The sequence below is a fragment of the Paenibacillus sp. MER 99-2 genome (genome assembly GCF_023714095.1).
Lineage (GTDB): Bacteria > Bacillota > Bacilli > Paenibacillales > Paenibacillaceae > Paenibacillus.
Window position 1 is genome coordinate 188560 of sequence record NZ_JAMAUZ010000006.1, and the last position, 19670, is coordinate 208229.

A 19670-nucleotide genomic window follows, 5' to 3' on the forward strand; every position below is an offset into this window, starting at 1 on the left:
CCTGATGATTATTGATTTTAGAATGAAGCCACCTGTCCCAGAGTGGGTGGAGTACGGGGATTACAATCAAGGAAGAGAGTCTGCAATCAAGCTGCTCAATCTAAAGGGTATCGAACCAACGCAGTCCATTACGTATGATCAGGTATTGGCCGATATGGACAAACTCGGAATCCGTTATGGAGTCATTATGGGACGAGGGGGTGAACGAGGTTCATCCAATCAGGAATTAGCGAGTTTCCTCGCGGATCATTCGCAGCGCTTCATTGGCTTTATTGGTGCAGATAGCGAGACAGTTGAAGGCTCGGTCGCGCTGATTGAGCAATACGGACGTTCGCCATTATTTCGTGGAGTATCCCTCAATCCTGCGGTACAACAACCTAGAATCCCTATTGGTGATCCGGCGGCAGATCCGATCTTCGAGGCATGTCGTAAGTATGGTTTACCGCTTGCAATTACCCTTAGCGGCATTCTTGGACTTCTGGGTGATGAACCAGATTATGACTATGCTCGTCCTTCAAGGCTTGTAAGAGCAGCACGCAAATATGCTGACGTTCCAATCATTATCTCCCATGCCGCATGGCCGTTCGTTGCCGAAGCTATCCAGACTGCGATATACTGCCCTAACGTTTACCTTTCTCCAGATCTGTATCTGGGGTTCCCTGGAAGCAGTCTATATGTTGAAGCCGCCAACTTTACGCTAGGTGACCGGATATTGTACGGAAGCTGCTTCCCGAATGTAACGTATGATTGGGCATTGGAGCATTTCCGTAAACAGTCGTGGAACGAAGGTGTTCTGGATAAGGTTTTATATCAAAACGGTGCAGCCTTATTGAATCTGCCGTGATTCCTCTAAATTGATGTGGAATAATAAAAAGCCCCTCAATTCGTTTAAGAACGAACGGTGGGGCTTGATTGTGGTTAGCTAGTGAACGTTGAGAAGGGACAGTCCCAATATGACGGGGGACTGCCCCTTGAGCGTTATTTGGATGTAATGAATCTGACACACGCTATTCGCTCTCATTTTCCCGAATCTTAGATCTAACGAATCACAGAGGCTTTATTTCACGAATTCAGTCGATTATTCGCGTTTTCAAACCGTATTAGGACGGAATAGCTTTACTGAGGTTCGTTAAATTTTGCAAACGTTGATGATCCGCCTGTTAAGATGTGGTGGGTTCGTTAGCGCTTGGAGCGAAGAGATATTCGCATTTACTCGTTAGAGCTGATAAGCAGATAGACTGTTAAGGAAATTCTCTGAGGCGAATCCCTTCACTTCTTGTTCGCTATAGCGTTTGAGTAGTGCATTGATTAAGTTTTGAGTATGTCCTGCGTGCTCTAATCCCTCCACATAGTGGATCAGACCATCAAAATCCGATCCTAGTCCGATGTGCTTCACACCGCCAATGGAACAAAAATGCTCCACATGTCGCAGTACATCATCAATAGATGCTGCTTCGTCCTGATCGGATCTGAGAAAGTCGGGGAGGTATAAGACGTGCACGGTAGCATTTTTGGCGAAGAGAGCCTGTGCTTGTTCATCGGATAAATTGCGGGGATGGTTATAAATGCCCTGTGCATTGGAATGACTGGCAATGGGGTAGTCCGCCAACTGCAACACATCCCAGAAGCCAGCTTCACTAAGGTGGCTAACATCCGAGAGAAGGCGATGCTCGTTATTGAATTCAATGATCTGTTTGCCAAATTGAGTTAACCCTGACCCGCGGGGCTCCAATGCGCCGTCTGCAGCGAGATTAGCGTAGTTCCATGTTAGTCCAACGGAGCGTACACCAAGCCGATATAACAGGTTTAGCTTGTGAAGATCATTACCAATCGGATCGACACCCTCTAGGGTGAGAAATGCACCAATTTCTCCATCACGTAGATTACGAATCTGTGACCAGTCAGTAATGTGAATGATCTCTGGATTTTTGTCCAGAATTTCCGTATAGAAATAATGCACTTGATCTAAGGCCGCTTCAAATTTAGCAGAATCCTTGAGATTAGGTGGAACAAAAATAGCAAAACCTTGAACTTTCACTTGACCAGCAATGAGTCGTGGTTTACTTGCTTCTAGGCTGTCGGTGTGATCGAAGGCTAGCTTACCTCCAGCTCTCCAGATCCGAAACAGGGCATCACAGTGCAGATCGATGACATTCATGTTAATAGACTCCTTTATTCAATTTGGCAAACTGTAACAGGGATTACTGGCTTGAGTTATGTAAGTGGTATACTTCGTTTCGCTGTAATGGAAGTTGTTAGATTCACATAGGAACACGCGGCATCGTGATGCCTGCGGTGGCCGAATGCGCTGAGTAGACCGTACCGAATCATTCATATAGTACATGTCGCTACTGCTCAGCCAGGGTAAATATGCGAAATTAGTATAGTTTTTATTACACACTATTCTTATTTGTTAACTTTGTTTTGAGATGTAACGATTCTATCATTGAGCTTGTCTCTACACAATTCATCGAGCAATCAATAGTTCCTATATCACTATCAAAATAATCTATATGGCAAAGTAATAAGAAAAGCAGTGAGGTCTCTAGCTGGCGCATAATCCAAGCGCCCGGCGGGGTTGGCGGTGCAGGGGTGCTTGGCTACGCCAGCATCCCACGCACCGCCGCAGCGAACCGCGCAGCCGCTGCGCGCACGTCGGCCGCGCCCGCAATGGCGGAGATGACGGCTACGCCGTCGGCTCCAGCCGCCATCACGCCGGCCGTGGTATCGGGCGTAATGCCGCCGATACCCACCACCGGAACTGCGATGCCTGCGGCGCGCAGTTCCAAGATCCCTGCGGGGCCCAGCACAGCATGGGCATCCGCTTTGGAGCGCGTCGGGTACATTGGCCCGACGCCAAGATAGTCGGCGCCCGCCTGCACCGCACGGCGGGCTTCCGACGCAGAGTGGGCGGATACGCCAAGCATCCGCCCAGCTCCAATGCGGGCGCGTACAAGCGCCGCGTCCGCATCGTCCTGGCCGACATGCACGCCGTCGGCCTCCACTGCTACAGCCAGCTCCACATCATCGTTCACGATGAACGGTATCCCGTGCTGGCTGCACACCTCGCGAAGCCGCCATGCCAGAGCCAGGCGGGCTTCGCCAATCAGGGCATCAGTTCCTTTTTCCCGGAACTGGAACAGCGTGATGCCGCCAGCAATCGCCTGGCGCAGCACCTCCACAGGGTCTTGCGTGGTATTCACGCTACCCACCACCAAATACACCTGCATTGCGCGTCGCACCGCGTCTGCATGCAGCTTAGGCATCACCGCTCACCCCGCTGCCTGCGCTGATACGCAAAATGATTCGTCGGCCCATGCCCAGCGCCAATGCCAAGCTCATCTTCAATGGCTGCCTGAATGAACGCTCGCGCAGTCGTGACGGCAGCCAGAACGGACGAACCCTTCGCCAGTTCAGCCGTAATGGCGGCAGAATACGTACAGCCTGTTCCGTGAGTATGAGGGGTCACTATACGAATATTCTCCAGATAGTGAAAGGACTGTCCATCATAGAGTACATCGACAATCATGCCGCCCGTATCATGGCCGCCTTTGATCAAGGCATACGTAGAGCCCATCTGCACAAGGCGTCGGGCTGCTTCTTCCCGTTCACTTACATTTCGAATGGACATACCTGTCAGTAGTTCAGCTTCAGGAATGTTTGGCGTGGTAATCTGTGCATGCGGGATCAGCTCCGTAATCAGTGTCTGAATAGCCTGCTGTTGAAGCAGCGGTGCGCCGCCCTTGGCTACCATAACGGGATCAATGACCAGATTAGACCATTCATAATGGCGCCATTTCTCAGCAACCAATTGGATAATCTCCGTACTGTAGAGCATGCCTGTTTTCACCGCATTTGGTTTGAAGTCGTCTCCGGTTGAATCAAGCTGTTGGGCTATGCCTTCATACGAAATAGGAAATACACCCTGAACTCCTGTTGTATTCTGCGCCGCAATGGCAGTAATAACGGTCATGCCGTATACATTAAGTTCCTGAAAGGTTTTGAGATCGGCTTGAATCCCAGCGCCGCCGCCATTGTCCGATCCGGCGATCGTTAGAGCCTGAGCTATACGCATGATGTATCTCCACCTCCATGGATATGACGAATGAGAGCACGCTGTTTCAGTACCGACGGAGATACATGATCGAGTTGATTCAATAGCTCGACCTGAAAGCTGCCTGGGCCCTGGCTCTCCGTACGATCTGCAGCAATCTCAGCAACAACGCCGTAGAAGGTGAGTGCTTCTACAACGCTATCCAGCCGTTCATCGTCATCAGTCGCCACAGCTGCAAATGCGCCAATGACAGCACTGAGCAGACATCCCGCACCGGTAACTTGAGTTAAGAGGACATGACCGTTACTCACAAGGTAGGTCTGATGACCATTCGTAATGACATCTTCGCGGCCTGTGATCACAACGATACAGTTTAACTGCTGAGCTGCCCGCTCGGCTATTCCGATACGATCTCCTTCACCTTGTCCAGCATCTACACCTTTGCTATTCCAATGCTCGCCAATAACATTGGCGACTTCTGCCACATTGCCACGCAGGATCGTGAGACGTAGCTCACGAACGAGCATCTGAACCTGCTCGGAGCGATAGGAAGTGGCACCAGCACCAACAGGGTCGAGGACGACAGGAACCTGATGGGCGTTGGCAGATATACCAGCGAGCAGGATGGACTGCACCACATCTTTATTAAGTGTGCCAATATTAAGGACAACCGCGCCGGACATTTTCGCAACATCGGCAACCTCCTCATGTGCATAAGCCATAAAAGGCGATGCTCCAAGTGCAAGCAAACCATTGGCTACAAAGGGAGCAACCACAATATTGGTGATATTGTGTACTAACGGATTTTGAGTGCGTATGCGTTCTAAGTAAGACATCTGTTTTCCTCCTTGTATTACATCTAGGCTGGGAGCCTGAGCTTGGCTTCATTTAGACCTGTTCCAGTGCAGGTTGTCTGTCTTTAAAAATGCAAAAAGCCCCGCCCATTTCCGGAGAAATGAGTGGGGCTGTAGTTTCAATTCGCAAGTGTATTTCATCTTACATGTTCTGCATGATGAAACGCATGAAGTTTATTGAAAGGCCGCTCCACTTCCCTCCGCTGGTATGATCCAGATCAGGTTCAAAGGGTCCGAAAGTTCATTCGTCTCAGCCGTTAGGCTCCCCCAGTGCAATTGTTCAACTATATTCAGTTATAACCGTTTTTGAACAGGTATTTATAGCTCCAGCATATATCACATGCAAGCCGGATGTAAAGAAGGGATGATCCAAATTTATGCTTCGACATAGCAACAGGAAATTGATACGAAACGTTGTTGTTCCCTACTTCCCAACCCGATATAATAGAGGTTGTTCCAAAAGTACACTTAGATCACGCAATGGTGAAAGTGTTATCGTTATATCACGAAATGAAGGTGGGACGCTCTCCCTCCGGAGAAGAATGGGGATCCGAGTTGAAAACATTCAAGAAAGTCTACATCGAAATTACAAGCATCTGTAACTTGGCGTGCAGCTTCTGTCCACAGACCAAGCGTGCCAAAAATTTCATTGACCCTGACGTCTTTAACAATATACTGGATCAGATTAAGCCACATACCAAACACATATATCTTCACGTCAAAGGTGAGCCGTTACTGCATCCCAAAATCGATCTGTTGCTGGATTCTGCACATGAGAAAGGATTCAAGGTCAACATCACGACCAATGGTACGCTACTGCCCAAGACGCAGCATAAGCTTCTTGGCAAGCCAGCGTTACGTCAGATGAACTTCTCCTTGCACAGCTTCGACGGACATGAAGGCTCGACAGACCGCGAAGGATATTTGAATAACATATTGACCTTTGCTCGTGAAGCAGCGAAACATAATGTCATTATTTCGTTCCGACTCTGGAACCTGACACAGGATAATTTTACGAATGCCCAGATGAACCGAAATCGCGAAACGCTTGAGGTGTTAGAGCGGGAGTTCGACTTGGATTTTCGGATTGAAGAAAAGGTCGTACCGGGTAGTGGAGTCAAAATTGCTCCGAATGTATACCTCAATCAGGATCATGAATTCCAGTGGCCAAGCTTGGATGCACCAGAGGATGACGGTAAAGGCTTCTGTCATGCACTTCGTAGTCAGGCCGCCGTATTGGTGGATGGCACGGTTGTACCGTGTTGCCTGGATGGCGAAGGTGTAATTAACTTAGGCAACGTACATGAGAAGTCATTCTCGGAGATCGTTGACGGGGAACGGGCCAATAACTTATTTTATGGATTCTCGAAGAGGCAGGCCGTGGAAGAGTTGTGCCGTAAGTGCGGGTATCGCCAGCGGTTTGGTGCATAGTATGCATCGTTAGTCATCACAAATAAAGACTTAAGATCACGTTATCTGGTTACAGATGACGTGATTTTTTGCTGTTTTTGTACAATATTCATGTGTTCATCTGCCCTAAATAGAGCATATTTGAAGTTCAGAATAGCATACTGCCCGGATAAGCCAGCGTACGTAATGTGCTGATAAGGAAGGCTCCAAGGCGAATGCCAAGACATATCATCTAATGATTATTCTCGTTACATTCCTTATTTGGTAGGATCAGGATACGTTCCAAGCAGAGGTGCACATCTGGGGAACCGTGAGGACAAGCGTAAGCTTATGCGCTACCAATCCATATCAATAGAGGAGGACGTTTTCGATGAAAAAATTGTTAACGATGTTATTGTCGGTTGGTCTGGTCGCTTCCGTATTTGGTGCAATACCTGCTTCTGCTGCTCCCGAGATTGTGAAGACAACCATCGTTGTAGAGAAGGGCAAGACGTATGATGGAAAAGGGAAAAGCGTCGCTGCTGATCCGAATACACTTGGTGATGGCAGTCAAAAGGAAAATCAAAAGCCTATCTTTCGCCTTGAGGCAGGCGCCACATTGAAGAACGTAGTCATTGAAGCCCCAGCAGCTGATGGCGTGCACTGTTATGGTAGCTGTAACATTGAGAATGTCACTTGGAAGGATGTTGGAGAGGATGCATTGACCTTGAAATCATCAGGAACGGTGAACATCACGGGTGGAGCAGCCTACAAAGCCTATGACAAAGTATTTCAGATGAATGCATCCGGAACCATTAACATCAAAAATTTCAGAGCAGATGATATTGGCAAGCTTGTTCGTCAAAATGGAGGCACCTCGTATGCTGTGACCATGAATGTAGATAATTCGAACATTTCCAATGTGAAGGATTCCATTTTGCGCACAGACAGCGGCAGTACGAAGGGGAAAATTACGAACACCAGATATTCGAAGGTGCCAACGTTATTCAAAGGGTTCTCGTCAGGCAATACAAGTCAATCAGGGAATACGCAGTATTAATGCAACGTACAGATAAAAGGCATCCCGTGGGATGCCTTTTCCTATAGTTTCAGCTAGATGAGGTAGCATGCATGTCCATAAGGCTCCTACTTCTACTTTTCATCCGGTACGTTAACAAAGATACTTCCTTTGGATGGTACAGCCGCCCCTTCAGCTACCAAGCCGGCTTTGTTAGTGACCGTATAAGAGGTTTCCTCGGCCATGAGTGAGTACTGGAATGACACGATCGTTTTACCAGCTAATGAAGGGCGTGTTCCAGCTTCAGCATATGGCTTCGTTTTGACGAAGAATAGATCACCAAGAGTCCCGGAACCGTTACCTATGTTTGCTTGCCATTTGAGTAAGGCCTGACCGTTTTTAACCTCATAATAACTGATTAGATCGTTGTTTTCGTTAATGAAGAATCGATCTTTTTTTCCTTGTTCAAATATATAGGTTGTGGTGGAGTCCACATCACCACGCTCTTCACGTAGCTCCAGACGAGGTTGTCCCAACTTCGAGAAACGTGGTAGATGAATTGCAGCCTCGCGCGCAGCCACGAGATCGTTGCCGTTATATGCTTTAACGAGGGCAGTATCCGTTTGATAGATGTAAGCTTCCTTCGCGGCCTGATTCCAACTAACCTGGGCGCCAAAGGCATCGCCAATGGCTCGGAGTGGGAGCATAGCTTTGCCATTGACCAGAATAGGAGCTGCTGCAAGTGTCGCTGTTTGACCATTTTTCGTTATCGTTTTGGTGTTAGGCGCAAGAATGTATTTGTCGCGATCGGTCTGGATGCTAATTTCTTTAGTTTTGTTGTTATAGCCGAATGTATAGTTGCCCAAGAATTGAAGTTCGGTCAGTGCTACATAGGTGACACCTTGCCGAATGACGACGTCATAGGAAGCTGGAATGTTATTAATGTACGCCGTGGGTTTGTGATTAGTAGCTGCTTCCACGACATGGGGGGACAGCAGAGCAGGTGCCGTACCTGCGGTGAGAATCGAGGCGGCAAGAATCATCTTCCATTTTTTCTGCTGCCAAGCTGAGTGAATTGTTTTCATCATAATCAATCTCCTTTCTAGTTTACAGACGGCTGGATATCCCAAAAGTTTCATATTCTTGCAAATTACATTCTGTCATTAACCTAACGTATCTATAGCGAAACAATGCTCGCAGGTGGATTCAGACACTAGATTAGTAAGCGTACCAAGGTAGTTTTAGTGAACATAGCATTGCTACAATTACCCATATGGTGTACATTAGAGGCAATGAAATAAGTGAACCGGGTGCTCAATGAAGTTGGGCTGAGAGGGTGGCCTTATGCTGCTGACCGTATATCTGATCTGGGTAATGCCAGCGTAGAGAACATAGAATCACAGTGAACAAGACGTTGAAAAGCGTAATGAGTGCCATTTCGAAGCTTAGTTATTTTGCAATCATCTATGGATTTACATATTGCGATCCTGTTTAAGAGGGTCACTGAAAACTTATGCAAAATATAATGACGGATGTGAGTCCGATCACGTAATGAAATGCACTTATTATATTTTTGGTACATTGTCTACTGCTGATCATCATGATCATACGTAGGTCTGCCTGGAAACCGGGGAGGCTTTTTTTGTGTTCTACCAATTTAACGAGATAAGGGAAGGAAGTTGTTCACATGGGAAATGCAGTGCGCAGTAATAAGTTGAGGTTGACGGATATTTTAGTAACGATTGTGATTGCGGTTGTGTTTGGCGTGATCTACAAAATATGGGGGCCTACTTATGATCTAATGAAGCCTTTCGGAATACATGCCGAGCAGATGATCTATGGCATGTGGTTTATGGCAGGAACCTTTGCCTTTGTTGTGATTCGCAAACCCGGTGTAGCCATCTTAGCCGAGGTTGCCGCAGCAACAGTTAGTGCTTTTCTGGGAAGTGAATGGGGTATGTCTACGCTGGTCTATGGACTATTGCAGGGGCTAGGAGCCGAGGTCTTTTTTGCAGCGTTTCGCTATCGTCTTACAAACCTGTGGGTAACCTGCCTTGCAGCGGTAGGTGCAGCAGCGGCTTCGCTTATATTGGATTACCAGTATGGATACATCGATTCATTGTCGGCATGGAATTATACCTTGTTTATCGGTTTCCGCTTCCTTGGAAGTATTATCATTGCAGGTGTGTTTGCTTATTATCTAGCCAAAGCGCTGGAGCTTACTGGGGTAACACGTTCGCTTCGACCTGTATCGAAACAGGATTACGAGGCGTTGGACTAAATGCATGAAGAAGAGCGCCCGCAGATTGTAGGAGTAACCAATCTTAGATGTAAGTTTCCTGGAGAGCAGGCCTTGTTATTTCAAGGCTTGTCTCTGTCTGTACGCCAGGGGGAAAAGGTACTATTGCTTGGGCCGAGTGGTTCTGGCAAGTCAACGTTATTACAAATATTGAGTGGCATTATTCCCAATTCGGTAGAGATTCCGATGAAATGTGATGATATTCAGGTGCCGAAGCGAGCCGGGTTTGTTTTTCAAGACCCAGATACTCAGTTTTGTATGTCCTACACGGACGAAGAGATTGCGTTTGTGCTGGAGAACCGGAATATACCACGTGAACATATGGCTGAGCAGATTAGCCAATACCTGAACCAAGTGGGATTAAACTTCGAACGGAATCGTCAATTAATCCATTCGATGTCCCAGGGCATGAAGCAACGCCTAGCTATGGCCTCCATGCTTGCGATGCAACCTGATGTGCTGTTTCTAGACGAACCGACAGCATTACTTGATGAGGAAGGAACAGCGCAAGTGTGGGATACAGTGAAGCTGATTATGCAGAACAAAACGCTAATTATTGTGGAACACAAAATTAATGAGATTGTGGAATTAGTAGATCGAATCATCGTGCTGTCACCAGACGGAAAGATTGTCGCGGACGACTGTGCGGAGCATATTTTTGCGAACCATCGTGAAATGCTGCGAGATTATGGAATTTGGTATCCAGGTGTGTGGGATGAGCAAGAACAAGAACATGGGCAAAATCGGAAACAAGAGCAATGGTTGCATCGATCAAGTAATAAATTAGCATCAGAGGATTACCGAGTGATGACCGATACGGAATCCGGCAAGACAGGCTCCCTAACTGATCCAGTGAAAGTGAGTACACAAGATGCTAAGCCTGCAATTGAATTACGGCAATTCACCGGGTGGCGAGGGAAAACGAAGTTTATTGAGATTGAACAGGCACAGGTGTGGCATGGGGATTGGATCGCGGTCGTTGGAGCCAATGGTGCCGGCAAAAGCTCCTTGTTATTAGCCCTCATGAACATATTGAAAACAACTGGTTATTATCGCGTAGAAGGGCAATTACCTGGGAAAACGGAGAAATTGGCTGATCATATTGCTTTTGTATTCCAGAATCCAGAATTTCAATTTGTTGCTCATTCCGTCAAGGATGAAGTGGAATTTTCGCTTCTGTATGGAACGCTCTCTGCGGAAGAGCGACATCAGCAGACGTACGCCATGCTGGAGCAATTTAACTTGCAGCATCTAACGGATCGACATCCTTATCAATTATCCATGGGACAGAAACGGCGGTTAAGTGTTGCTTCTGCGCTAGTACGCGAGCAACGTATTCTGTTGCTGGATGAACCGACATTTGGTCAGGATGCCCGCAATACTTTTGCGATGCTGTCACAGCTGGAGCGTCTACGTCGCCAAGGAACGGCGATTATTATGGTCACACATGACCGAGAAGTCGTAAAGAGGTATTGCACGCATGTCTGGACGATTGATCAGGGGAGGTTAACGGATGCAGATCTCGTTTCCACACCGTGAAACCTGGCTTCATGCGGTCAACCCCGGTCTCAAGATGATTACTCTGACGCTGATGTTTATTATGGTCATTCTCATACACAATCTGAATATCATGGCTAATGTAGCAATCGTTATGCTGCTATTATTATGCTGGTCAGGTCATCCGTGGTACAGGCTACTATTATACGCCTCTCCCTTTATTCTGGTGTTTATCTCTACCTCTACCGGAATGATGATGTTTGGTAAGGGAGAAAGCACTTGGTTTCATTGGGGGCTCATTCATATTACAGAAGAAAGCTTTTATCGTGGGATGCATCTGGGGTTCCGTTCTTTAAGCATGGCAGCAGCAGGGTTGTTGTTTGGTCTTACGACCAAGCCTGTTCGTTTGTTTTATTCATTAATGCAGCAATGGCGTTTACCAGCCAAGTATGCGTATAGCTTTCTTGCGGCGATGCGTATGATGCCAATACTGCTGGATGAATTTCAGACGTTACGCTATGCGATTCGTATTCGAGGCACGAAGCAGCGTAGTTCTCGCTGGAACCTATATGGCACGTTGAAACGGTACGCGATTCCTCTGCTCGCTCAGAGCATAAGGCGCGCGCAACGAATGGCGATTGCGATGGAGGCAAAAGGGTTCACAGAAGGGCAAAGTCGCACCTATTATGTGCAGGTTGGTTACTCGCGTGCTGATCTATGGTTCACATTATATTATGTCATCATGTTATCCATCGCCTTTGCCTTGGGAATCCTGTACCCTTACCATCCTAATCTGGTGGACGTCAGATAGTACGAGAACACGAGAATGCAAGTGAGCAGGGAAATTAAATTTGATTCAATGGGTAACTTTTCTTTGTTCAAAACGTCTTTAATGGAAATAACTTCTATTTGAGTGGAGTGAACATCGTGAAGATTGGGCCAAACGGAGTAAAAGCAAGGTATCCATGGGTTACAGTCATGGGTGTATCCCTCATGCTCGTTACAGGCTGTGGGTTACTGGATAATCGCACGGATGTTGAAGGGGAACCAAGCTCAATTACAGTAACACAAGCTAAGCCTACCCAAGCTAGTTATAAACAGGGAGAAGCCGTTACGGTTGTGCCCAATACACCTTTGTTCATCCAGAGAGTAGAGCGCCGTGAAGATCTGGACAGCGTGAAGTTACAATCGTACACGACCCACATGGAGAAATGGAAGGTACGATCTGCAGAAGGGGAATGGATTAAGGTTCAGGATGAGAATCGGGGAACGGTGTGGTTCCCGGCGTGGTATGCATCGAAAGAGAGTCGTAGTATTGAAGCGGTCACTCCACAGACTTTCAAACTGCATCCAGGCCGTAAATTATATATATCTCCAGGGAGCAAAACAAGCTGGCCAATCGGTGCTGAAGAAGCATTTCTAATCAAAAAATGGAATGGATGGTATGGTGTCTCAATAACGCCGCGCAACTGGACGAAGAATAGTTTGGAGTACCTTCCGCCACTGCTCTGGGTTAAGGCAGAGGATATTGACCAGCATGAACATATAAAGGATGGTTGGCTCCAGCAGAATTCGGCGTTGACCACTACAGCGATCAGACATCTAACCTTTCTAAAGTTCAATAAGGCAGCAACTTCCAAGCAGGTGAAGCAGTGGCTTGGTGAACCGGATTGGAAAGAGCATTCAAGCAATCTCTCCGATACATACCAGAAGATGAGTATTGGCGAGACTTGGCGCTATGAACGTGAGGATCGTCAGTTTCTTGTTACCTTTACCCAAGCGGGTAAGATTGCTCGAACACAATGGAGTATTCTACAGGGTGGACAGACTTACAGTTGGGATAAGTATTATTTTAGTACCGGTGAAGAGTATGAATACACGAACAAGACAGACGCCAAAGTTCTGCCAGCGACGCTGCCATGGAAGCCGATCTGGACGAACCAGGGCGGAATTAATTATACCTTCCTTCAAGCGGCGAATGAGGATGTGCTTTTAATGGAAGGTGACGATGGTGGATTAAGTGGTAACCATTACGAAAGTTCAATGTATGCTCTGGATCGACATTCTGGAGAGAAGCTATGGGAGGTCAATGCCGGTTATGGTATACAGCAGGCTCAGATGGATATTGAACGTGAGCATGTTACCATATTTACAGATTATGATCCGGATAAGAAAAGCTACAATGATCGTGTCCGTCATCTCCGACTGAATGATGGTAAGGTGATGTGGGGGTTCGATCCTAAGCAGGGATATGAAGTGAACTATATAACGGCAGCGAAAAATGTGGTCGTTGTGGATAGTCGTTTGAGCGAAACTTCCAATGGTGGGCATCTATCCGTACTTCATAGTAAGAATGGCAAGCTATTGTGGACACGTAAGCTTAACAAGGACTACCAATTGTTGAACCAGCGTGCAGAAGATCCTTATGTGCTCTATTGGGATAAAGGGAAATTGACGGCTGCTGACCCCTTAACAGGGCGTGTCGTTTGGAATATCGTAGCTAAGAAGTCTACGGTAGATCACCCAGAGAACAATCCATACTTTGATGGGATATATCGTATAGACCCTTTTCAGAGCCCAAGACCTGAACGTTGGATGCTGCTCGCAGATCAGTGGACGCTGGTGGATTTGAATACAGGCAAAAAGCGGGAACATTTCCCTGCTAAACACGAACAACAGATCGAGGTATTGAACGATGGGATGGTGTTGATTCGTGAAAATAAAAAAGGGAGTCAGTACGGTGAATACGAAGATTTCACAACAACACTCTATGATCCACAGCGTGGACAGAAGCGTTGGAGTGTGAACGCTAAGATTGAACGTGGCCTTGTAGACAATGAACAAGTATACGTGATTATGAATGGCTCTCCTGCTGCACTGGATTATAAGACGGGGAAATTACGCTGGAGCGTTAAGGAGACATTAGGAGCGGTGCGGCACCCTATCAATCAGGGGAGTTACACGCTCATTGATGATCAATTATTGCTTCCCATGAGGGCAGATCTGCTCGTCTTCAACGCACAGAATGGAGAACTATTAGGCAGAGTGTATGATATTGTAACAGGAGAGCCGGAGCACAGAGAACGACAAGCGAAGAACGGAGCAATAAATCATATTGGAGATGAAGTCTATATCGGCTCATCCAATGGGCGATTCAGTTTATATAAATCACAAGACTTATTAACAGAGGTTGTTCAATAACTATCTCTTATGAACTCTCATTAATAGGAATAGCCTTAAGGGTTGTCTCACAGTTGATGTTGATTTATTATAAATAAACAGGATTGCTCGCGCTCCGGTTATCGGCTGTGCGGGCTTTCTTCATGTGTTCGCGAAGAACCATGCACGATTAATCGCGGGAGGAATCTCCATGATTTCATTATACGGAGTAAGCAAACGTTATTACGAGCGGGGCGAACGTGCAGATCAGGGGTTCGAGGCGTTAAGCTCTGTCTCGCTTGAGATAGGACAAGGCAAGATCCATGGCATTATCGGTGCCAGTGGTGCGGGCAAATCTACGCTGCTAAGGCTGCTTAATGGGCTGGAGAAACCGGATGAAGGCGATGTACTTGTGAATGGGCAGAATCTTACGGGGATGAGCGAACAACATCTTCGTCAAGCTCGTCAATCCATCGGGATGATCTTTCAGCATTTTAATCTGGTCAGCAATCGCTCTGTGATTGGTAATGTCTGTATGCCTTTGGAGCTGGCAGGTGGGTCATCCCGTTCTGAGCGGACTGCTCGGGGCATGGAGGTCTTGAGATTTGTCGGCCTTGAGGATAAAGCGAAGCAGTATCCTGCACAGTTAAGCGGCGGTCAGAAGCAACGTGTGGCGATTGCCAGAGCGCTTGCTAGTCGTCCCAGTGTCCTGCTCTGCGATGAGCCTACATCCTCACTCGACCCGCAGACCACGAATGGAATTCTGGATGTACTTCGTCATGTGAACCAGACACTAGGTGTGACGATTGTTGTGGTTACCCATGAGATGGAGGTTGCACGCAGGCTCTGCCATCAAATATCGGTGATGAGAGAAGGGCGTATCATCAGAACATTATCTGAAGCAGAGGTCGAGAGCATTCCAGAACCTCAGCCCGACATGCTGACATCATTATTGTTGTATGATGAGGCGGAGAGTAAGCCAGAGTGGACTGGCTCAGTCTCAGGTCACACGGAACAAGGGGGACGTAAGCATGATACCTGAATCCGTGATCAAATATCAGGATGAGATATGGCAAGCGATCGGAGATACCTTTGTCATGGTCGGCATCTCCATTGGGGCAGCTGTTCTGATCGGGTTGCCTCTGGGAACGTTGCTGTATTTGTTCAGAAGGGGTCAGCGATACGAAAATAAACCGTTGTTTACGATTCTCGGAAGCCTGGTTAATATTATTCGTTCGTTTCCTTTCCTGCTGCTCGTTGTATTCATGATTCCGTTCACACGGATTGTGGTGGGCACGTCTATCGGTACACTTGCGGCATCTGTTCCACTATCGGTCATTGCCATTGCTTATTACGCTAGGCTCGTTGAACAGGCGTTGCTCGATGTACCCAAAGGCGTCGTGGAAGCTGCAACATCGATGGGAGCATCAACCTTACAGCTTGTTGTGAAATTTCTATATGTAGAGGCTCGATCAAGCCTTGTATTGGGTCTTACGACGGCGACCATCAGTTTTATCTCCTACTCCACAGTGATGGGTATCGTTGGAGGCGGCGGTGTTGGTGATTTTGCGATTAGGTATGGTTACCAGCGGTACGAAACGGATATTATGGTATTTACGATTATCATTATGATTATCTTGGTACAGACGATTCAATATGCAGGCAGCAGGTTATCACGCTGGCTTGATCGTCGATCTTGAGCGTATAATGAGGTCGAAATGAACATGTCACACACAGACTACATAATGAAGGGGTTAATGATGAAATGAAAGCGAAATTAATGCTCACACTGCTTGCAGTGATGCTTGTAGTAGCCGGTTGCGGTCAGAAGGAAGCAGCACCTGCGGCGGAAGGAACGAACACAGATAACGGGGCAACACAGGAAGTTACATTGAAAGTGGCTACATTGATTCCGCCGATGACGGATGTGTTGGACATTGTAAAACCTTTGTTGAAAGAAGATGGTGTGAATCTGGAAGTTGTAGTTTTGTCTGATAATGTGCAGCCGAATACAGCGCTAGCGAACAAAGAGGTGGACGCCAACTTTTTCCAGCATTTGCCCTATATGACTCAATATAATGAAGCGCATAACTCCAATCTGGTAGGCGTTCAACCTATCTACAATGCGATCTATGGTGCTTATTCCAAAACATACAAGTCAATGGATGAACTGCCGGATGGAGCAACGGTTGCGATTGCCAATGATCCTTCGAACATAGGACGTTCCTTGGTCATGATGGAGCAGAATGGTTTGATTAAGCTCAAAGAGGGCGTAGGCTTCGATGCTACACCATCGGATATTATTGAAAATCCTAAGAACTTCAAGTTTAAGGAAGTGGATCTGTTGATGCTGGCTCGTATGTTAGATGATGCAGATCTGGTTGCGATGACACCTGCTTATGCAAGTCCACTGGGGCTTACGCCGAAGAAGGATGCACTTTTCACGGAGAAGGATGATTCTCATTTTGCCATCACATTGGTTGCTCGTGAAGATAATAAAGACTCTGAAGCCATTCAGAAATTGGCGAAACGTATGGCTGGCCCTGAGGTAAAAGCGTTCTTCGAAGAGAACTATGCTGATATCGCAATTCCGGCATTTGAATAAGGGTTGACTCCGAACACATAAATTTAATACAACAGACTTAAAGATCTGAGCGCTGATGCTCAGGTCTTTTTTTGATCATTGAGAAGATAGACACTTTTGTTAATAAGTGTTTAAAAACTTAACATTTTAGTCATATCACGAATTTACTTTATTTAATAACTTTTTCTTATAATTAGCTTGGAAAAATAGTTCTTAAGCATTAGGAAAAGCGAAAAACAAGAGATTTTTCGATGAGAAAAGTGTCGTTTTGCAGTTGTTAGACCTATTTTTTCTATGGATGTAGTACGTCTAGTAGAACGGGTGCTGTCATGTCCAGAAGAAAGGAGTAGAAGGTACATCCGAATGGATGAAACGATTTAAAATAAATAAATGTCGGAAGAGGTAGAGAAACTTGGTGAAAATAAAGAGGAAGTTGATTTCATTTCATAAAATTCATAAAAACTTTAAGGCCAAGCTGGCGTTATCATTAATTGCATTTTTGGTCGTACCTTCGTTTCTGGTTGGAATATTAGCATATAACAATGCAAGAGCCGAAATAGAAAAACAAATTTTACATAGTGCTACAGAGAACGTTAATTTGGCGAATTCGACCATTGATATTGTAATAAATGCGAAGCGTAATCACATTGAATTCTATGCAGATAAGCTTACCGGAATGAAGGGTCAAGAAGATGCTGAGACATCGATGGTTGACGAATTGAAAGACTATGCGGGTCAGAATAAAGATATTATTATGATCGGCTTGGGGACAGAGGAAGGTGCCTTCCTAAAGTCATCTGATCTGAACATGCCAGAGGGCTACGATCCAAGAACAAGACCATGGTATATCGAAGCGATGGGAAACCCGGATGAAGTCATTGTAAGTGATCCGTATACTTCTGCTGAAACAAATGAGGTTACCATCACCATTGCAAAGGCGCTTCGTGACAGATCTGGTGTGGTTGAGTTGGATCTGGATTTGACTGACATTAGTAGTTTAGTTAGCGGGATTAAGGTGGGAGAACAGGGATATATGATTTTGCTGGATAGCAGTAAAAAGTATATTTATCATCCAACTCTGTCTGCTGGAGCAGATGCCACAGAAGATATGTGGACACAAGTGTATGAGAATAAGTCGGGGCAATTCAACTATACTTTTGGTCAAGATGAGAAAATTATGTATTTCGATACCAATGCATCAACAGAGTGGAAAGTGGCTGGAACGATGTACTCCTCTGAAATCGATACTGCGGCTGCCCCTATTTTGCAGCGTATGATGATTATTATTTCAGCTTGTCTTATCGTGGGCTGTGTCATTATCTTGCTGGTGATGCGTTCTATCGTTCGACCGATTCGCCGTCTGAAAGACCAAGCGATCCAAGTGAGTGAGGGGGACCTTACCCAGACGATTGTTAGTACAAGTCATGATGAGATCGGCGAGCTGAGCGATGCGTTTGGAAAAATGCAGAGCAATCTACGATTGTTGATTCAAAATGTCGAGAAAAGCGCAAGCGAGGTTGTTGCTTCCTCAGAGGAAATGACACAGAGTGCAGAATCGACCAGTGCAGCCAGTGAGCAGGTTGCACGAGCCATTCAGGAAATTGCGGGCGGTGCAGAGAGACAGACCAGTGGCATCGAACATAATCATGGAGCGATGAACGAAATGACGGTAGGCATTACTCGTATCTCAGAAAGCTCTATGCGAGTCGCCGATTTAGCGAAGAATACAACGATTCAAGCGGAAGAAGGCGGAGAAGCGGTCAAACAGACCGTTAGCCAGATGCATTCCATTCAGAACACCGTAGAAGAGACGAATCAACTGGTTCAGGCATTACATGAACGTTCTAACCAGATTTCTGCGATTACAGAACTGATCGGTAATATAGCGAAGCAGACAAATCTGCTTGCTCTTAATGCATCAATTGAAGCTGCTCGTGCAGGCGAGCATGGTAACGGTTTTGCCGTTGTAGCGGGTGAAGTACGCGTGTTGGCTGAACAATCCCAACAATCCGTGAGTGAGATCACCGCCCTCACCAATGCGGTTCAGGAGGATATGGCTGCCTCAGTTCGGATGATGGCAAAGGTAACAACAGAGGTGGGTGATGGCATGACCATCTCAACAGAAGCCATTCAGAAGTTTGAATACATTTTGAGTAGCATGAGAGATACGACACCACAGATTGAAGAAATTGCCGCAACGTCACAGGAGATTACAGCCGGTGTGCAGGAAGTAGCAGCGATCTCTAGAGAGTTGGCAGGCATTGCGTCAGCTAATGCGGCAACGTCCGAAGAAGTTGCGGCCTCGTCACAGGAGCAACTAGCAGCGATGGAGGAGATTTCATCATCAGCACGCAGCTTAACGTCTATGGCTGAGCACTTACAAGGTCTCATTCAAAAATTTAAGTATTAAATCCATATAGGATATTGGCGTGTTCTCCGCAGGATAAGTTCATTTACATCATGTTACATCAAGGGAGGTAGTTGCGATGCAACTAGAACTTAAAACTTTTTTATTGTTAGAGGATGCTGTCATGATTACTGATGAACATGGTGTAATTCTGGAGGTGAACTCCATCTATGAAGCCAAAACGGGTTGTACCAGGGAGCACATGGTTGGGCAGCCTGCTCGCTTGGAAATTGATACACATTGGAGAGGGAATCAAACATGGTCTGGTGTTGCTCAAATTGCAAGAACCAACCAGGAGATTTGGGAAGCAGAAGTCACAATAACCTCTGTTTATTTAGACGATTCTATCTTTTATATTACTATTTTCAATGACTTGTGTAAGTAAGTGGTTATATAGAGGTTAAGATTA

Annotated in this window: 17 protein-coding genes and 1 riboswitch; of the genes, 12 read left to right on the forward strand and 5 right to left on the reverse strand. The window is 46.4% G+C overall.

The annotated features are described in order from the left end of the window. The first annotated feature begins 4 nt into the window (after positions 1 to 4). Positions 5 to 844 carry an amidohydrolase family protein gene (locus M3636_RS22320; RefSeq protein ID WP_251384063.1) on the forward strand — a complete coding sequence of 280 codons (840 nt, stop codon included), beginning with the start codon at positions 5 to 7 and terminating at the stop codon, positions 842 to 844. A gap of 372 nt (positions 845 to 1216) precedes the next feature. On the opposite strand, the gene M3636_RS22325 is transcribed toward M3636_RS22320, so the two are convergent. From M3636_RS22325 to thiM, 4 genes are all read right to left on the reverse strand, one after another. Further along, entirely contained in the window at positions 1217 to 2158 is a 942-nt protein-coding gene (locus M3636_RS22325; RefSeq protein WP_251384064.1) for a dipeptidase, read from the reverse strand. 442 nt (positions 2159 to 2600) lie between these two features. Then, entirely contained in the window at positions 2601 to 3266 is a 666-nt protein-coding gene (gene thiE / locus M3636_RS22330) for a thiamine phosphate synthase (RefSeq protein WP_251384065.1), read from the reverse strand. Beyond that, entirely contained in the window at positions 3266 to 4075 is an 810-nt protein-coding gene (thiD, locus tag M3636_RS22335; protein WP_251384066.1) for a bifunctional hydroxymethylpyrimidine kinase/phosphomethylpyrimidine kinase, read from the reverse strand. Before thiD ends, thiE begins: the two co-directional genes overlap by 1 nt. Beyond that, positions 4066 to 4890 (reverse strand): hydroxyethylthiazole kinase, encoded by an 825-nt coding sequence (thiM, locus tag M3636_RS22340; protein ID WP_251384067.1) that lies wholly within the window; start codon positions 4888 to 4890, stop codon positions 4066 to 4068. The genes thiD and thiM overlap by 10 nt, the downstream gene beginning before the upstream one ends. 196 nt (positions 4891 to 5086) lie before the next feature. Further along, positions 5087 to 5187, reverse strand: a riboswitch (TPP riboswitch). A 276-nt stretch (positions 5188 to 5463) separates the two neighbouring features. On the opposite strand from thiM, the gene M3636_RS22345 reads away from it, so the two are divergent. Both M3636_RS22345 and M3636_RS22350 read left to right on the forward strand, forming a co-directional pair. After that, the gene (locus M3636_RS22345; RefSeq protein WP_251384068.1) at positions 5464 to 6339 is read left to right on the forward strand and encodes a radical SAM/SPASM domain-containing protein; all 876 of its coding nucleotides are present in this window, start codon (positions 5464 to 5466) and stop codon (positions 6337 to 6339) included. Positions 6340 to 6688: 349 nt separating this feature from the next. Beyond that, positions 6689 to 7357: a pectate lyase gene (locus M3636_RS22350; RefSeq protein ID WP_251384069.1), complete on the forward strand. Its 669-nt coding sequence runs from the start codon at positions 6689 to 6691 to the stop codon at positions 7355 to 7357. A gap of 92 nt (positions 7358 to 7449) precedes the next feature. On the opposite strand, the gene M3636_RS22355 is transcribed toward M3636_RS22350, so the two are convergent. Further along, entirely contained in the window at positions 7450 to 8403 is a 954-nt protein-coding gene (locus M3636_RS22355) for a copper amine oxidase N-terminal domain-containing protein (protein WP_251384070.1), read from the reverse strand. Between the two features lie 599 nt (positions 8404 to 9002). Between M3636_RS22355 and M3636_RS22360 the strand changes: the two genes are divergently transcribed. The 9 genes from M3636_RS22360 (at position 9003) to M3636_RS22400 (ending at position 19646) form a co-directional block, all read left to right on the forward strand. Further along, positions 9003 to 9596, forward strand: coding sequence for an ECF transporter S component (locus M3636_RS22360; RefSeq protein ID WP_145409664.1), 594 nt, complete (start codon positions 9003 to 9005; stop codon positions 9594 to 9596). After that, a complete protein-coding gene (locus tag M3636_RS22365) occupies positions 9597 to 11153 on the forward strand; it encodes an ABC transporter ATP-binding protein (RefSeq protein WP_251384071.1) in 1557 nt (518 codons plus the stop codon). Beyond that, on the forward strand, positions 11128 to 11922 hold the full coding sequence (locus M3636_RS22370) for an energy-coupling factor transporter transmembrane component T family protein (RefSeq protein ID WP_251384072.1): 795 nt from the start codon (positions 11128 to 11130) through the stop codon (positions 11920 to 11922). Before M3636_RS22365 ends, M3636_RS22370 begins: the two co-directional genes overlap by 26 nt. 116 nt (positions 11923 to 12038) lie before the next feature. Then, positions 12039 to 14312: an outer membrane protein assembly factor BamB family protein gene (locus M3636_RS29825; protein ID WP_251384073.1), complete on the forward strand. Its 2274-nt coding sequence runs from the start codon at positions 12039 to 12041 to the stop codon at positions 14310 to 14312. Between the two features lie 169 nt (positions 14313 to 14481). Beyond that, on the forward strand, positions 14482 to 15312 hold the full coding sequence (locus tag M3636_RS22380) for a methionine ABC transporter ATP-binding protein (RefSeq protein ID WP_251384074.1): 831 nt from the start codon (positions 14482 to 14484) through the stop codon (positions 15310 to 15312). After that, on the forward strand, positions 15302 to 15970 hold the full coding sequence (locus M3636_RS22385) for a methionine ABC transporter permease (protein ID WP_251384075.1): 669 nt from the start codon (positions 15302 to 15304) through the stop codon (positions 15968 to 15970). Before M3636_RS22380 ends, M3636_RS22385 begins: the two co-directional genes overlap by 11 nt. A gap of 65 nt (positions 15971 to 16035) precedes the next feature. Continuing rightward, on the forward strand, positions 16036 to 16875 hold the full coding sequence (locus M3636_RS22390) for a MetQ/NlpA family ABC transporter substrate-binding protein (protein WP_128100395.1): 840 nt from the start codon (positions 16036 to 16038) through the stop codon (positions 16873 to 16875). Positions 16876 to 17269: 394 nt separating this feature from the next. After that, complete coding sequence (locus tag M3636_RS22395) at positions 17270 to 19264, forward strand: methyl-accepting chemotaxis protein (RefSeq protein WP_251384117.1); 1995 nt, start codon at positions 17270 to 17272, stop codon at positions 19262 to 19264. Positions 19265 to 19340: 76 nt separating this feature from the next. Then, on the forward strand, positions 19341 to 19646 hold the full coding sequence (locus M3636_RS22400; RefSeq protein ID WP_251384076.1) for a PAS domain-containing protein: 306 nt from the start codon (positions 19341 to 19343) through the stop codon (positions 19644 to 19646). Positions 19647 to 19670: the final 24 nt, after the last annotated feature.

Excerpts from the sequence above, each read along its gene's own strand:
- M3636_RS22320 (WP_251384063.1), top strand. The coding sequence starts at position 5 with ATGATTATTGATTTTAGAATGAAGCCACCTGTCCCAGAGTGGGTGGAG.
- M3636_RS22325 (WP_251384064.1), bottom strand. The coding sequence starts at position 2,158 with ATGAATGTCATCGATCTGCACTGTGATGCCCTGTTTCGGATCTGGAGA.
- thiE (WP_251384065.1), bottom strand. The coding sequence starts at position 3,266 with ATGCCTAAGCTGCATGCAGACGCGGTGCGACGCGCAATGCAGGTGTAT.
- thiD (WP_251384066.1), bottom strand. The coding sequence starts at position 4,075 with ATGCGTATAGCTCAGGCTCTAACGATCGCCGGATCGGACAATGGCGGC.
- thiM (WP_251384067.1), bottom strand. The coding sequence starts at position 4,890 with ATGTCTTACTTAGAACGCATACGCACTCAAAATCCGTTAGTACACAAT.
- M3636_RS22350 (WP_251384069.1), top strand. The coding sequence starts at position 6,689 with ATGAAAAAATTGTTAACGATGTTATTGTCGGTTGGTCTGGTCGCTTCC.
- M3636_RS22355 (WP_251384070.1), bottom strand. The coding sequence starts at position 8,403 with ATGATGAAAACAATTCACTCAGCTTGGCAGCAGAAAAAATGGAAGATG.
- M3636_RS22360 (WP_145409664.1), top strand. The coding sequence starts at position 9,003 with ATGGGAAATGCAGTGCGCAGTAATAAGTTGAGGTTGACGGATATTTTA.
- M3636_RS22365 (WP_251384071.1), top strand. The coding sequence starts at position 9,597 with ATGCATGAAGAAGAGCGCCCGCAGATTGTAGGAGTAACCAATCTTAGA.
- M3636_RS22370 (WP_251384072.1), top strand. The coding sequence starts at position 11,128 with ATGCAGATCTCGTTTCCACACCGTGAAACCTGGCTTCATGCGGTCAAC.
- M3636_RS22380 (WP_251384074.1), top strand. The coding sequence starts at position 14,482 with ATGATTTCATTATACGGAGTAAGCAAACGTTATTACGAGCGGGGCGAA.
- M3636_RS22385 (WP_251384075.1), top strand. The coding sequence starts at position 15,302 with ATGATACCTGAATCCGTGATCAAATATCAGGATGAGATATGGCAAGCG.
- M3636_RS22390 (WP_128100395.1), top strand. The coding sequence starts at position 16,036 with ATGAAAGCGAAATTAATGCTCACACTGCTTGCAGTGATGCTTGTAGTA.
- M3636_RS22400 (WP_251384076.1), top strand. The coding sequence starts at position 19,341 with ATGCAACTAGAACTTAAAACTTTTTTATTGTTAGAGGATGCTGTCATG.